This is a genomic window from Anaeromicropila herbilytica (assembly GCF_016591975.1).
Classification (GTDB): Bacteria; Bacillota; Clostridia; order Lachnospirales; family Lachnospiraceae; genus Anaeromicropila; species Anaeromicropila herbilytica.
The window spans coordinates 4075382-4091248 of the sequence record NZ_AP024169.1 but is presented as its reverse complement, the minus strand read 5'-3'; the positions used below and the strand labels follow the sequence as shown (position 1 = coordinate 4091248).

The window sequence follows — 15867 nt, the reverse complement described above, 5'->3', positions numbered from 1 at the left end:
GCATATAACACGAAATGATCCGAGAACAAGAACTTCTAATACATACTCAAAGGCGCAATCGCTTTTTCTGTTTTGTACAAATTGCCAGGCTATATTTTGAAACAGGTCATTTGTTAGGTAACTCATGACATTTAGTAAAGCAGCATCATAAGCTTAGGAATAGTTTTAATTTAGGAATATCCTCTGTTAAGTGCTATAACAGGTTCTAGAGATTATCCTGACTAAGGAGTTCGCTAGCTCAGATAGATATCCAGGTGATCAGGATATGTAATGTTAAAGTTGCTAGTTACCTGAATGACATAGTCCTTTGGATATAAAGCATTATAGTTAGCAAGATATTTATTGATTGTATCAATGAAAAGAGCGGCTTTATGCTCGTCATAGTTAATAGCGATGACGCGACATTCCTCCATACTTGTTCTTGCACAGTAGGCATCTTCTGATATAGAACGAGATAAGGCACTTGCTAATACTTTGATTGAGAATTCAGCTTCGGAATAACCATGATTCTCAAGAATCTTCTTGAAATCTTTCAGTGTAAATGTTGCAACCATAATGCTAGTGTTATGTAATTCTTCGGATCTCATAAGACTGTCAATCTGTTTCTCAAATCCTCTCTGATTATATAGATTCGTTACTTCATCTTTTAAATACAGTTCTTCTAAGCGATTCACTAAGGTATTCAGTTCAATATTATTACAGATTCTTTGTAGCATATTGTTAATGTTACGTAACCAAGACATAAAGCTAAAATCATAAGAAAGTAGATTATTCAAGTAGGATAGAGCAAGGTAACCAAATTTTCTATCTTTAAAATAAAGAGGCATATAAAAATAAGCACTTGAACTATTGGAATAAAGATATTCTGGTAAGAGCATCTTAGAATTAAAACTATATTCTGGTATTCTTTTTTTATTCTTAATACCAAACTTTAATGTAGTCATGGAATCATTTCCATCATGTTCATCCATTTCTTCTTCATAATTCGTGATCTCTCTAATCTTGTTCGAGATGGAATTCCAGTTATGATATAAACAGATATATAGACCCTCTAGATTCTCAATGCTAGTGATAAATTGTTCTAATACATCCATTCCTTCATCAATATCTGTTATATTAATTAAAGAGCCAGCCATATTCATATCAAAAATACTACTTTTTTCACGTTTGGCAATTCGATGGATTAATTTCAGATTATAATTCGAGTCCACATTGCAATTATCATTCACACAGCCACAGGAGCCACGAATGATAGGATGTGTTGGAATGACGGTAGTTCGTTCTTTTTCCACCCCTGAGATAGAGTGAATAATCTTATCCATTGCAATCATACCCATTTCATAGACAGGAAATTCAACACTTGTCATTGGAGGGATATTGTTTGCAGCTATCTCAAGGTTATCATAACCTGAAATTGCAATATCGGTTGGGATATGATAGCCTTTTTCCTTAAGAACTCTTGCGACATTTAAAGCAATCGTATCGTTATAACATACAATCGCATCAGGAAGCTTGCTGTCATTCTGTATAAAATATTCTACAGCTTGTAACACAGAAGTCTGAGAATCTAGGACCCAAGCTATATTCTTATCTTCACATGCTATTTGGTTTTCTGCTAAAGCCTCTTTATAGGAAATAATTCTCTGATTCGAATAGATCTCCTCATTTTTGTTGGCAATAAAGCAAATACGTTCGTATTTATGTACTCGAATCATATGATTCACTAGTTCTTTCATGGGCTCATGATTATCTATCTCGACACTAAGTAATCTAGTTTCTCCTTGATCAACATTGATAATAGGACATTTACAATTAGCTTCAATGGTCTTAAGGATATTCTCGCGTAATTCTTGATCTACATAAGTACCAGAAGCAATTATGATTCCACGGTATTCTTGATATTTTGGTATGTCTAATATTCCATCTTCTCCAAGACCTAAGTCATCAAATGATTCCCCATCGTTTGATGAAAAGATATCGACATTGAAACCGTACGAGGAGGCTTTATTTACAATTCCATTACATAATTCCCTTTGATAATCTCCAAATGCGTGAGATATAAATAATGCTACTTTTTTCTGCCTGCTCAATGTGACCTCTCTCCTTTGATATGATAATAGTACATAAAGTAAATCGATATTACTATTGTATCATATTTCCTGGACAAGTATGACATAAAATCATTATTTTTTAGAACTTTATAATAAAACATGAATAATTAAATGAAATTAACTATACAAAATAGATAAAGATGTAAACAGATATGCATGTCCCACAAATGACCTGTTTTGGAGGCAGTCTAGGTTATTTGCACAAAACAGAAAAACTCATGCTTCATTGAATATGTAATAAGAAGGTCTAGTTCTCAGATCATAGTGTGAAAAAAGAAAATTTTCACACCCCTTGATTGTTACATCGCCATAGGCGATAGAGGGGAGCTTTTGTGTAAAACATATGATAGGACAAATAACTCGCTTTGCTCAAACAGATCTATCCTATCATATAACACGAAATGATCCGAGAACAAGATCTTCTAATACATATTTAAAGGCGCATTCGCTTTTTCTGTTTTGTGCAAATAACTAGGCTAGATTTTAAAACAGGTCATTTGTGGGGCAAACCATAATATAAAAAAACAACACCATTTAAAAAAATAACATGTGAACTTATTGTTTTTTTACCTTTATAATTAAAGTAGATAAATAAAGAGCCATTAATAATAAGAAAAGAATTAGAAAACAAAAAATATTAAAAAGAAAAAAACAAAAAAATAACAACTTGAGAAAAGATAAGTGAAAATTGGAAAGGAATAGGTAACAAGACATGGAAAATGATATTACAGTAAGCGAATACAAAGAAGAGGGATATAAACCCGTAATTGATTATGAAACCTGGAGAGTAGCAATCCTAAGATATTGCGAAGAATTGGAGATTGATAACTTAGCGAGTATGCAAAAGCATACCCTAACGGATGAAATCTTTGTTCTTCTGGAAGGAAATTGTACTTTATTTTCTGGTGGTGATGGAGAGGGGATTAAAGAGATTAAGAGTATCGCCATGGAACCTCTAAAATTATATAATATCAAAAAAGGAGTATGGCATACACATACTTTAGAAAAAGAAACGACAGTGCTTATTGTGGAGAATCGTAACACTTGTGATGATAATTCACCAACTGTGTATCTGACGGAGGGTGAAAAAAGAGTGTTGAGATCTTTGTATGTATAGAACTACATTATAAACTAAGTTAAAAATACATAACGAAAAGTTTTATGAAAAGAAAATAGCTTTTAATATAAATGAGTTGCCCGACAAATGACCTGTTTGGGAAGTAGTCTAGGCAATTTGCACAAAACAGAAACACTCATGCTTCATTGAGTATGTATAAGAAGTTCTAGTTCTGGAATTATTTTGTGTAAAACATATGCTAGGACAGATAACTCGCTGCGCTCAAACAGATCTGTCCTAGCATATAACACGAAATAATCCCAGAACAAGATCTTCTAATACATATTCAAAGGCGCAATCGCTTTTTCCGTTTTGTGTAAATTGCCAGGTTAAATTCTGAAACAGGTCATTTGTCGGGCAACATCATTATATAGAGATATACACTCAGTAAACTAAAATAATGCTTTTGATTCCAACATTATCATATTGAGTAATTTGTAGAATTTGTTATCAAATTTATAAGAGGTATGATAGTAATCTATATAAAACCTAGATCTCCATCTCAGAAATCAGACTTCTCATGGCAAGGATGGTCTGCAGAATTAGATCATCAAGCTCCCAACCAAGCATATCGGCACCTCTTTGAATAACTTCTCTGGAACAACCAGCTGCAAAGTTTGTGGCTTTAAACTTCTTTTTCACCGATTTTAATTCTAGGTCGCCAACACTTTTAGAAGGGCGCATAATAGCAACAGCTCCAATTAATCCAGTTAATTCATCCACGGCATATAGAATCTTTTCCATGATATGCTCTGGCCTTATATCTACCGTAAGAGCATAACCATGGCTTGCAGCCCCACGAATAATTCTCTCATCAATATTTCGTTCGCGCATAAGTTCTTGCTCTTTGATGCAGTGTTCTTCTGGATATAATTCGAAGTCTAGATCATGAAGGAGCCCTACTACAGCCCAAAAGTCTTCTTCGTCAGGTGCATATTCTTTCGCAAAATAACGCATAACACCAGATACAATCTTACCATGTTTTAAATGAAATTCATCTTTGTTATACTGTTGCAATAATTCATAAGCTTCGTCAAGTGATGGAATATTACTCATCGGTACACCTCCAAAATAATTATAGTATATTCGTATGGTATTTACGGTTGGATTATAAAAAATCATTCACATAAAAAACCTTTTATGTTATAATAAGTCTCTGTTAGGAAGTTGTCAACCCTTAACAATACTAAAACAATAAGGTTAGTATGAATAGTCTCGCGAGAAGCGTGCGAGACATTAGGAATATGAAATAAAATTTCTCCGAAATTCATTTCATATTCCGTGATATTGGGGAGTGATAGAAAGAAAATCGATAATAAGAATATAGTCTTGAAGAATGCATGATATATATTTTTTTATATTATAGTTAGATCTCTTGTAATGCATACAATAATGTTTAGAGAATCAAGAATATTTCTTAAAAAATTAAGTAACTTAAGTGTAGCACAATATAGAATATGATGTTAGGGTCAAATAGCTAGCCTTTTATAACTTGCAATGTGTATATCGTTGTATAATTATTAATTTTGGCGTAGTCCGGCCGAAGGTATCGTTTATATTTTGTCAAGACTCATAGTGAAAATAGGAACGTGAGTGAGTATTTTCGCTAGTTCTGAGGCTTGTAAAAAATATGGTGCCTGAGGGAAAGGTAGCCAAAATTCATAATTATACAGCGATATACACTCAGTACACTAAATTAAAGCTATTGGACCCTAACATCAGAATATTATATAGAAATCAGAGGATAAATTATGTTAAATCAATTTTCAAGAACAGAACTATTATTTGGAACAGAAGCAATGAATCAATTAGAACAGGCAAGAGTCGCAGTATTTGGTGTAGGCGGTGTAGGTGGCTTTACAGTTGAGGCTTTAGCAAGAAGTGGAGTTGGTACTATTGATATCTTCGACGATGATAAAGTATGTTTAACCAATATTAATAGACAGATTATTGCTACAAGAAAGACCATTGGTAAATATAAAGTTGAGGTTATGAAAGAGAGAATTCTTGAGATTAACCCAAAAGCGATAGTAAATGCTCATCAGACTTTTTATTCAAAAGAAGTTGCAGATCAATATGATTTTTCAGAATATACGTATATAGTGGATGCAATTGATACAGTTTCTGCAAAAATCGAGCTAGTGATGAGAGCACAGGAAAAGAATATTCCAATTATTAGCTGTATGGGTGCAGGAAATAAATTAGATCCTACAAGATTTGAAGTTACAGATATTTACAAGACATCAGTATGCCCATTAGCAAAAGTTATGCGTAAGGAATTAAAGACAAGGGGCGTGAAGAAGCTTAAAGTAGTATATTCCAAAGAACCAGCACGTACTCCAATCGAAGATACTTCGAATTCTTGTAAGAATAATTGTATCTGTCCACCAGGAACAGAGAGAAAGTGTACGGTTCGAAGACAAGTTCCAGGAAGTACCTCTTTTGTACCTTCAGTTGCTGGATTAATTATCGCGGGGGAAGTTATTAAAGATATTACTGGAATACGATAGTATAATATAGAGTTTAGTTGGAAAAAAATACTTGAAGATATCTTTTAAATAGGATATAATTATTAAAAATAGTAATTATTATCAATATTAAGAATTATAATAACCTAAGAAAAAATCGAAAGGATGGATTGGAAAATGGCAGAATTTTTAGATGTAGTTCAGAATAGAAGATCAGCGAATGTATTTAAAGAAGGGGTAACGATACCTAGGGATGTATTTGAACAGATTTTCGAGAATCTTTCTTTAGCACCTTCTTGTTTTAATCTTCAACATGCGCATTATTATGTAGGAGAATCTAAAGAGGTAATGGAAGAACTATACGAAGCAGCTTATAAGCAATATAAAGTAAAGACTTCGTCAGCAACAATTATTGTTACAGGAGATATTGATGCTTACAAAAAAGCACATGAGATATACGAAAGTTCTAAACTGTTAAAAATAATTGACGAAGACGAATATAATAATATGATAGCAGCAATCAATGGATTATATGAAAGTAGAGGAATGGAATTTCAGGTGCAAGAAGCAATTCGAAATGCCTCTTTATCTAGTATGCTCTTTATGCTGTTAGCAAAGAATCTTGAATGGGATACTTGCCCAATGATATATTTTGATAATGATAAAGTAAAAGAAATCTTTGATATACCAGAAAATGAAATTCCAATTCTAATGATTACGATGGGAAAAATGGATCAAACGAGTTTCCGTGTAAGAGGATATCGTAAGCCTAGTGAAGAGTATGTGAAATTCAAATAATTTAGATTCATATCGAGTGTAGTTAATAGAATCTATAAAACGAGTAAGAAATTATAAATTATAGATAGAACAACATAAAGCTTTCTAAATACCATGACATGATAATGTTTTGGTATTTAGGAAGCTTTTTTAATTTATAGAAAATTGCTCTTAATTTCATACGTTAAGTTTAGAGAATTATACACGTATAGACGTTAAATGATAAAAAGGATAGATAGTCATATTTGTTTAGGTATTGACAAATAAATATGGCTATAGTATAGTAATAAAAAATATATATAAAACATATCAAAATAGTAGGATAAATTAAAGGAGCATAAAGCATGTACAAAAAAAACAAAAACAGAGTACTAATGATCTTGGTATTAACATTATTAGTGAGTTCATTAACTGCATGTAGTACTAATAAGACGGACGCTAATTCTAATAGCAAAGGTAGCAATGATAAAAAAGTAACCAGTGCCGTAGCTGATAATACCGAACCACAATATGGTGGTAATATTACACTTGCAGAAAGTGCAGATCCTCAAAATATCAATCCATTATATGTAGTAGATCAAACAAGTTTTGATATTCAACAAGCAATCTATGTTCCGTTTTTTGAAATAATAAAAGGTGATATCTATTATGGGAACGGACTATTAGAAAGCATCACACCAAACCAAGATTCAACTGAATTTACACTAAAGTTAAAACAAAATCTAAAATGGCATGATAATGAGCCAATTACAGCGGATGATATTGTATTTACAATTAACACTTTAGTGGATAAGAAACAAAATGTACCTTACCAATCTTATGGATACATAGATGGTAAAGCAATTCAAGTAGAAAAAGTCGATGATTTAACTGCAGTTATCAAATTACCAACAGCTTCAGCAGGATTTTTAGGTGGATTAAGTCAAATCTACTGCATACCTAAGCACATATATGAAGGTGTTAAAGATATTGGTAAAAGTGATTTAAATAATAAGCCAATTGGTAGTGGCCCATTTAAATTTAAAGAATATAAGCCAGGTCAGTCTTTTGTAGTAGAACGTTTCGATAATTATTTTGATGGAAAGCCATATCTAGATACGATTACCTTCAAAATAGTAAAAGACGCTAATTCTGCAAATGCATCTTTAGCAAATGGTGAGATTCAAGGTCGATTAATCAATAGTGAAGATTACGATACGGTAAAGAGTTATGGTACCGTAAATATTAACAGTTACAATTCAGGACGTGTGAATGCGTTAGGATTTAATCAATTAAATGATAATCTAAAAGATGTCAAAGTACGTCAAGCAATTGCATATGCATTAAATAAAGAAGAATTAGTTAAGTTTGCATACCTATCCGACGATTTTGCGACAGCAGCTTACTCAATCTTTACACCGGATACTCTTTACTATGATGATTCATTAACAAAGCAAGATAACGATATTGAAAAAGCAAAAGCGCTTTTAAAAGAAGCTGGTAAATCTAATCTAAAACTAAATATCTTATATATCTCTACAGATAAGACAATGGAGAGTGAAGCAACTTATATTAAAGAAAAATTAAAAGAAATTAATATTAATATTGAATTATATCCACTCGATGAATCTACTTACAAGAATAAAATAAAAGAAAAAGATTCAAAGGATTACGACCTTGTACTTCAATTCTATACATTAGGTGAAGAACCAAGCTTATATGCTGATATTGCAAGCGGCTCAAGCAGAAGTAACTATTCACATATTGAAGACAAAGATCTAGATAATCTATGGAACGAAGGTAATACAACATCGGACGCTACAAAACGTGGAGAGGTATATAAACAGATACAACAAAAAATTAATGATAATATGTATCTTTACCCAATTGCATATTCGAATGGATTCTATGCTGTAAATAAAGACTATGCAGGTTTTGATAAAGCAATATTAAAGACAATATATTATGATTACTCAAAAATTTACAAAGTGAAATAATAGAAAAGAAGGTGAAAAAACGTAGACTCTAAAAGCTTTGTAGGATAGAAGCTTTCTAGAGTCTTACGTATTTATTATGGAAAAAATATTAAATCGATTATTTCAAACAATACTTATTTTATTTATTGTCTCTATTCTATGCTTTACATTAACCAAAATAGCACCAGGAGATCCAGTTCTAACTTATGTTGAACCGAATATGAGTGAGGAATATATTAATCAACTTCGAGAAGATCTAGGACTTACCAAACCAATCGCTATACAATATATCATATGGCTTAAGAATATCTTACATGGTAACTTCGGTAATTCCTTAATTAATAATAGACCAGTGTTAGATCAAATCCTAGAAAGACTCCCTTCCACTATGTTGCTTATGGGTACCAGTCTCTTGTTATCTGTAATTCTAGCGATTCCAATCGGCTTATATACAGGTAAGCATAAGAATGGACTAGTAGACAAAATAATCAATATATTTTCCTATATTGGTATATCCATTCCAACTTTTTGGTTTGCAATCATAATGATATATCTATTTAGTGTATATTTACACGTATTGCCTAGTCTTGGTATGAGGAGTGATGGTATCAATACCTTTTCGGATCTAATGAAACATCTTATTATGCCGACTTGCGTGTTAACCTTTACGAACGTATCACAATTTACGAGATACATAAGAAGTAGTACGATAACAGAACTATCAAGTGATTATGTAACGGTTCAGAGAGCCTATGGAATGTCCGAGACAGGCATCTTATATCGCCATGTACTAAAGAATGCTATCCTACCAATGATTACAGTATTAGGTATGAGTCTGCAAGGAGTAGTGTCAGGTGCAATTATTACGGAACAAGTATTTGCATGGCCAGGCACAGGGCAACTTGCCGTAAATGCTGTTATGACATTTGATTATCCTCTCATTATGGGAATTACTATGTTTACCGCACTCTTAATCGTCATAGGCAATCTATTAGCAGATATTTTATATGTTGTAATTGACCCAAGAATAAGAAGCAATGGATGATAGGAAGGTGATATAATGCGAGACAATATAATGAAAAACTTAAAGTTAGGATTTAAAGAAGATAAATTAGCAGTAATTGGTGTAATCATTATTCTTATTCTAACAGTAACCTCTGCATTTGCCTTTTTATACCCAGTGGATGCGAATGCAATTAGTGTAACAAGCCGATTAGCGAAACCGTCACTCATACATCCTTTCGGGACGGATGATATGGGGCGAGATTACTTAGCACGGTGTTTATATGGAGGAAGAGCCTCACTATTAGTAGGTTTTCTTTCTATGATTCTATCAACGATGATTGGTGTTATTGTTGGTTCCATAAGCGGATATATGGGCGGGAAAATAGATGCCATCTTAATGCGTTTCGTTGATGCACTAATGAGTTTACCTACATTTCTAATCATGGTAGTAATGAATGCCTATCTGAAACCAGGAATTAAAAATGTAATTATTATCATTGGATTACTTACTTGGATGAGTATTGCAAGAATCGTTCGAGGTGAAACAATGTCATTAAAGGAGAGGGAATATGTAGTATATAGTCGAATCTCTGGACAAAGTAGATTAAAGATTATTTTACAGCACATATTACCGAATATAATGCCTACCATCATAGTAACAGCAACAATAAATATTGCTTCTGCTATATTAATGGAGTCAGCGCTGAGCTTTTTTGGACTTGGTATTCGTCCACCAACAGCATCTTGGGGAAGTATGCTTAATAATGCGCAAGGTTACATGATCAAAGCACCTTATTTAGCAATATTTCCAGGAGTTTTAATCTTGTTAACAGTAATTAGTTTCAATTATCTTGGTGAAGCATTACGTAAAATATTTGAACATAAATAAGGAAGGAGGATTTGATGAATCATCTATTAAGCGTAAAGGATTTAGAGGTCTCTTTTTATAAAGAAAGTAAAGAAATTCGAGCAGTTAAGGGTGTAAACTTTCATATAGAGGAAGGCGAAATCTATGGAATTGTAGGAGAGTCTGGTAGCGGAAAAAGTGTTGCTACGAAATCAATCTTAAGATTAGGTCCAGATAACTGTAAGATTAAAAATGGTGAAATACTATTTGAAGGGGATAATATCTTAGAGAAAAATAACAGAGAATTAAGAAAGATACGTGGGAATGAGATATCAATTATTTTTCAAGATTCATTAACTTCCTTAAATCCAGTATATACGATTGGTGATAAATTAGTGGAACTGATTCGTAGAAATCAGAAAATATCAAAATCAGATGCTAAGAAACGAGCGATAGAGTTACTTGACATAGTAGGCATAGCAGATTCGAAGAGTCATTTAAAGAGTTATCCGCATGAACTAAGTGGTGGTATGCGCCAGCGTGTGATGATAGCGATGGCAATTAGTAGTAATCCTAAGATTATTATTGCGGATGAACCAACAACAGCATTAGATGTAACGATTCAAAAACAAATTCTTTATTTACTAAAAGATCTGCAAAAGAAGCTTCATACCAGTATTATCTTGATTACTCATGATCTAGGTGTTGTAGCGCAAATGTGCTCTCGTATTGCCGTTATGTGTGCAGGGTATATCGTGGAAGAAGGAACTACAGAAGATATTTTTTATCATCCGAGCCATCCATATACAAAAGCTTTAATTGCTAGTGTGCCAAAAGCAGGTAGAACATTAGAAAGGTTCATAGAAAAAACAATTACAGAAGAGGAAAACGAAAATTTGTGTCCTTTTTTTAGTCGATGTAGCTATGCAATAGAAAAATGCAGATTAGCATTACCTGATAATTACTTAGAAAACGATAAACATAGTGTAAGATGTTATGTTAGGGGTGAGAAACTTGGAGAATAATTTGATTGAAGTAGAGGATTTACAGATATATTTTAGACAAAAGAAGCAGAAGCTTTTCTCCTTCAATACAGAGTATCTAAAAGCCGTAGATCACGTTAGTTTCACGATAAAAAGAGGGGAAACCTTCGGATTAGTTGGTGAATCAGGAAGTGGTAAATCAACAGTCGGGAAAGGCATCTTGCGTTATTATAATTTGACTGGTGGAAATATTACATTTGATGGAACTGAGATAGGATATCAAAAGGAAAAAGAACTTCTACCGATTCGAAAAAAGATGCAATCTATATTTCAAGATCCATATGCCTCCTTAGACCCAAGCCATACAGTAAAAGATATTATATGTGAACCTATGGAGATACATAAACTCTATGACAAGTCTGAAAGAAAGGAAAGAGCCTGTGAACTCCTTGAGATGGTAGGAATGAATAAGAATGATATCTTACGATATCCACATGAATTCAGTGGTGGACAAAGGCAACGTATATCAATAGCAAGAGCTCTATCAATCAACCCACAATTCATACTTTGTGATGAGCCTATTTCTGCTCTCGATGTTTCCTTACAAGCGCAAATTGTTCATTTACTTGAGGGCTTACAAGACAAATTGGGATTAACTTACCTCTTCATTAGTCATCAATTGCAAATGGTGCAACAAATCTGCGATAATATTGGAGTTATGTTCTTAGGCAATCTTGTTGAATTATCAGACGCAGATGATCTATATAAGAATCCATTACATCCTTATACCAAGATGTTACTGTCCTCTATGTTAGAAGCTGATCCTGGGGTTCGTTGTTTGGAGGATGATATACCGGAATATAAGGTTATGACTAGAGTGAAACAAGGATGTAAATTTAGTAATCGTTGTCCTTATGCAAATAGCCGCTGCAAAGAGGAAGTACCAAAATTGAAAGAGGTAGCTAAGGGGCATTATGTTGCGTGCTTTCAATATGAGGGATAGAATATAGTTGCTTTTCAGACTTTTGTACCACGAGGTGTTTTACGTTAGCAGAACTCTTGAACTTCATGCGCCAAACTGCTTATTTTTAGCAGTTTGTGCGCTTTTTTTACTTTCAGACAATATGGCTGAATAGCAACGAACACATAGAAGTTAAAGGATAAAAGAAACTAATATGAGCCATAATAAAAAACTAATAAAAGATATTAGAAAAAAAGAGGTAGAAAACTAATAAGAGCTATTTCAAAATTGCTTGACAAACAACTAATAAGGGTTTATTATTTGAATATACCCCATAGGGGTATGCCGAGATGCAAAATCTTTGTGAAAATATATGAAATTGCATAGAAAGGAGAACTATGAACCAAAAATTTGATATAACAGGAATGACATGTTCAGCTTGTTCTGCAGCAGTGGAACGTTCCGTTAAGAAACTAGACGGAATTGAGAATGTTAATGTTAATCTTCTATCTAATAGTATGACGGTAGCTTTCAAGGAAGAAGAGACCAATAATATAGCAATCATTGAAGCAGTAGTATCCGCAGGATATGGAGCCAAAGAACATTCTGCGCAGAATGTTAAGATTGAAAAGAGTAGTGGAAACGTAGTTGAGGAACAACTAAAAGAGATGAAAACAAGACTAATTACATCCTTTGTCTTTCTAATTCCACTTTTATATATTGCGATGGGGCATATGTTAAAGTTACCACTGCCTGATTTTATGCATGGAGAAGAGAATGCCATAACTTTTGCATTTACTCAATTCTTACTTGTGTTGCCTATTATCTATGTGAATCGTAAGTATTTTATCGTAGGATTTAAGACATTATCTAAGCTAAGTCCCAATATGGATTCCTTAATCGCAATCGGAACATTTGCAGCAGTTGCTTACGGTATCTTTGCTATCTATCAGATTGGCTATGGATACGGGCATATGGATATGGATCGTGTCATGAAGTACGCACATGATTTATATTTTGAATCAGCAGGTACGATTCTAACACTAATAACATTAGGTAAATATCTTGAGACAAGATCAAAAGGTAAGACCTCCGAAGCTATTACTAAGCTTATGGATCTAGCCCCTAAGACTGCAACGGTATCTAGGGAGGGAATAGAGATTGAGATTCCTATTGAGGAAGTTGTTATAGACGATATCGTAGTAATTAGACCAGGTCAAAGCATACCGGTAGACGGAGAAATCATAGAAGGAACTTCTTCTGTAGATCAATCAGCAATCACTGGTGAGAGTATTCCAATTGAGAAGAAGGTTGGAGATAAAGTAATTGCTGCTTCGATTAATAAAACAGGTTCCTTCCGATTTAAGGCGACCAGAGTCGGTGATGATACAACATTAGCTCAGATTATTCAACTAGTAGAAGATGCGAGTTCTTCTAAAGCCCCAATCGCTAAGCTTGCAGATAAGATATCAGGAATATTTGTACCGATTGTTATTACAATAGCAGTGTTAGCATCTGCATACTGGATGCTAACAGGGCATAGTTTTGAATTTTCTTTATCGATTGGAATTGCAGTATTAGTTATATCCTGCCCTTGTGCTCTTGGGTTAGCTACTCCAGTCGCCATAATGGTTGGAACAGGAAAAGGTGCTAGTAACGGAATTCTAATCAAATCAGCAGAAGCCCTAGAGATTGCACATAAGATTGATACGGTAGTTCTTGATAAAACGGGTACAATTACAGAAGGAAAGCCAAAAGTTACAGATATCATTACATTTGGTAATCTGAGTAAGAAAGAGCTATTGCAAGTAGCAGCTTCCATAGAGAAACTGTCCGAGCATCCATTAGCTGATGCTATTGTTGAAAAAGCAAGAGAACAAGAGATTGATATTTTTGATATCACGGATTTTGAATCGATATCTGGAAGAGGTATCAAAGCAAGAAATGGAGATTCCACTTATTATGCTGGTAATCTTGCATTTATGCAAGAACTGAATATACAGAGTAATGGAGAATCCATATCCAATCATCAAGTAGCAGAAGAATTGGCACATCAAGCTAAGACTCCACTTTATTTTGCAAAAGAGAATTCCTTAATTGGTATTATCGGTGTGGCAGATGTGATTAAGAAAACAAGTGAGGCAGCAACACGTGAATTAAAGGCAATGGGAATTCAAGTGGTAATGTTAACCGGAGATAATAAGAAGACTGCTGAGGCGATTCGAAAGAACCTATCGATTGACCGTGTAGTTGCAGATGTTATGCCACAGGATAAAGAAGCAGAAGTTAGAAAGTTACAGGAAAGTGGAAGAAAAGTTGCAATGGTTGGTGATGGAATCAATGATGCACCAGCGTTAACTAGAGCGGATGTTGGGATTGCAATTGGTGCAGGTACTGATATCGCAATAGAATCAGCAGATGTTGTATTAATGAAGGGTGATTTATTAGATGTAGTTACTGCTATTCAATTAAGTAAAGCAGTGATTCGCAACATTAAAGAGAATCTGTTCTGGGCCTTTTTCTATAATATCATTGGAATACCAATTGCAGCAGGTCTATTTTATTATGCCTTTGGATGGAAGCTAAATCCAATGATTGGTGCTGCTGCCATGAGTGTCAGCTCCGTATGTGTGGTATCAAATGCATTACGTCTTAAGTTCTTTAAGCCTAGATTTAAGTCAATCAGTAGTGATACATCTAGTGAGAATAAGGATAACAATTCAATATCTAATAATAACAAACAACAGAGTAACAATCAGGTAAATAATCAAGAAAGTGATTTTAGAGAAAATAATATCTCAAATAATTCTATTAACAATATAAAAGGAGACGATGAAATGAAAAAAGTAATGAAAATTAATGGAATGCACTGTGATCATTGTAAGGCAAATGCTGAGAAAGCGCTTAATGCGATTGACGGTGTAAACGCACAAGTAAATCTCAAGAAAAAAGAAGCAGTAATTAGTTTTGACCAAGAAGTAAGTGATGAAGTGCTTACAAAAGCAATCACAGATGCAGGATATGAAGTAGAAGGAATCGAAGTGAAAAAGGGACTGTTTTCATAAGAAAATGAGTATGTTCTATCAGAATAGCCTATTTGTCTAATGTTAGAGTTTGGAATGTTCATCATTGCACTTATCACCATGATTATACTTATAATCAAATCGATAACAAAAAAATAGCTATCCTTCTACCTCGCAAGTTGTAGGATAACTATTTCTGCTTAAAACTGATTAAGTAATCAATCGACCTCTCACAGTCCTTTGATTAGTTTATAACTTGATTATAAAACACTTGGGTTTATAATGCAAGTAGTTTTAAGAGTGTCAGTTTATTGCTGGCACTCTTTTTATTATAACCAATTAATATTTATATATGTATAGATTGAGTTGTCCGACAAATGACCTGTTTCAAAATCTAGCCAGGCAATTTACACAAAACAGAGAAAGCGAATGCGCCTTTGAATATTTTTAACTTATTTCGAATAAATGAATATTATAGTTTGTAATTCGTTTATTCATATCAATGATTCATACCATCTCGTATTCAACATTGTGATGGATTCACAAACGTCTAGATTTTTGGTTATTCGAAAGGAGGAAAAGAGATTCGGGTTTAAAAGAGATTGATTCACTATTTGAAT

12 protein-coding genes are annotated in these 15867 nt (G+C 33.5%); 10 read left to right on the top strand and 2 right to left on the bottom strand.

What is annotated here, in order from left to right; genetic code table 11:
* Positions 1–233 precede the first annotated feature (233 nt).
* Positions 234–2090, bottom strand: a complete 1857-nt coding sequence (locus bsdtb5_RS17505; RefSeq protein WP_271713258.1) for a GGDEF domain-containing protein — start codon at positions 2088–2090, stop codon at positions 234–236.
* A gap of 733 nt (positions 2091–2823) precedes the next feature.
* Here bsdtb5_RS17505 and bsdtb5_RS17500 point away from each other — a divergent pair.
* Entirely contained in the window at positions 2824–3228 is a 405-nt protein-coding gene (locus bsdtb5_RS17500; protein WP_271713257.1) for a hypothetical protein, read from the top strand.
* A 489-nt stretch (positions 3229–3717) separates the two neighbouring features.
* Here the strand turns inward: bsdtb5_RS17500 and bsdtb5_RS17495 are convergent, their stop codons facing one another.
* Positions 3718–4284 carry a hydrolase gene (locus bsdtb5_RS17495; protein WP_271713256.1) on the bottom strand — a complete coding sequence of 189 codons (567 nt, stop codon included), beginning with the start codon at positions 4282–4284 and terminating at the stop codon, positions 3718–3720.
* Between the two features lie 695 nt (positions 4285–4979).
* Between bsdtb5_RS17495 and bsdtb5_RS17490 the strand changes: the two genes are divergently transcribed.
* The 9 genes from bsdtb5_RS17490 (at position 4980) to bsdtb5_RS21985 (ending at position 15406) form a co-directional block, all read left to right on the top strand.
* Positions 4980–5738, top strand: coding sequence for a tRNA threonylcarbamoyladenosine dehydratase (locus tag bsdtb5_RS17490; RefSeq protein ID WP_271713255.1), 759 nt, complete (start codon positions 4980–4982; stop codon positions 5736–5738).
* A 135-nt stretch (positions 5739–5873) separates the two neighbouring features.
* Positions 5874–6494: a nitroreductase family protein gene (locus bsdtb5_RS17485; protein WP_271713254.1), complete on the top strand. Its 621-nt coding sequence runs from the start codon at positions 5874–5876 to the stop codon at positions 6492–6494.
* 323 nt (positions 6495–6817) lie between these two features.
* Positions 6818–8449 carry an ABC transporter substrate-binding protein gene (locus tag bsdtb5_RS17480; protein WP_271713253.1) on the top strand — a complete coding sequence of 544 codons (1632 nt, stop codon included), beginning with the start codon at positions 6818–6820 and terminating at the stop codon, positions 8447–8449.
* Positions 8450–8525: 76 nt separating this feature from the next.
* Positions 8526–9473, top strand: coding sequence for an ABC transporter permease (locus tag bsdtb5_RS17475; RefSeq protein ID WP_271713252.1), 948 nt, complete (start codon positions 8526–8528; stop codon positions 9471–9473).
* A gap of 15 nt (positions 9474–9488) precedes the next feature.
* The gene (locus tag bsdtb5_RS17470; protein WP_271713251.1) at positions 9489–10322 is read left to right on the top strand and encodes an ABC transporter permease; all 834 of its coding nucleotides are present in this window, start codon (positions 9489–9491) and stop codon (positions 10320–10322) included.
* A gap of 14 nt (positions 10323–10336) precedes the next feature.
* Positions 10337–11305 carry an ABC transporter ATP-binding protein gene (locus bsdtb5_RS17465; RefSeq protein WP_271713250.1) on the top strand — a complete coding sequence of 323 codons (969 nt, stop codon included), beginning with the start codon at positions 10337–10339 and terminating at the stop codon, positions 11303–11305.
* Complete coding sequence (locus tag bsdtb5_RS17460; protein ID WP_334297414.1) at positions 11286–12266, top strand: ABC transporter ATP-binding protein; 981 nt, start codon at positions 11286–11288, stop codon at positions 12264–12266. The genes bsdtb5_RS17465 and bsdtb5_RS17460 overlap by 20 nt, the downstream gene beginning before the upstream one ends.
* A 356-nt stretch (positions 12267–12622) precedes the next feature.
* Positions 12623–15289 carry a heavy metal translocating P-type ATPase gene (locus tag bsdtb5_RS17455; protein WP_271713248.1) on the top strand — a complete coding sequence of 889 codons (2667 nt, stop codon included), beginning with the start codon at positions 12623–12625 and terminating at the stop codon, positions 15287–15289.
* A 39-nt stretch (positions 15290–15328) separates the two neighbouring features.
* Positions 15329–15406: a putative holin-like toxin gene (locus bsdtb5_RS21985; protein ID WP_408628630.1), complete on the top strand. Its 78-nt coding sequence runs from the start codon at positions 15329–15331 to the stop codon at positions 15404–15406.
* Positions 15407–15867: the final 461 nt, after the last annotated feature.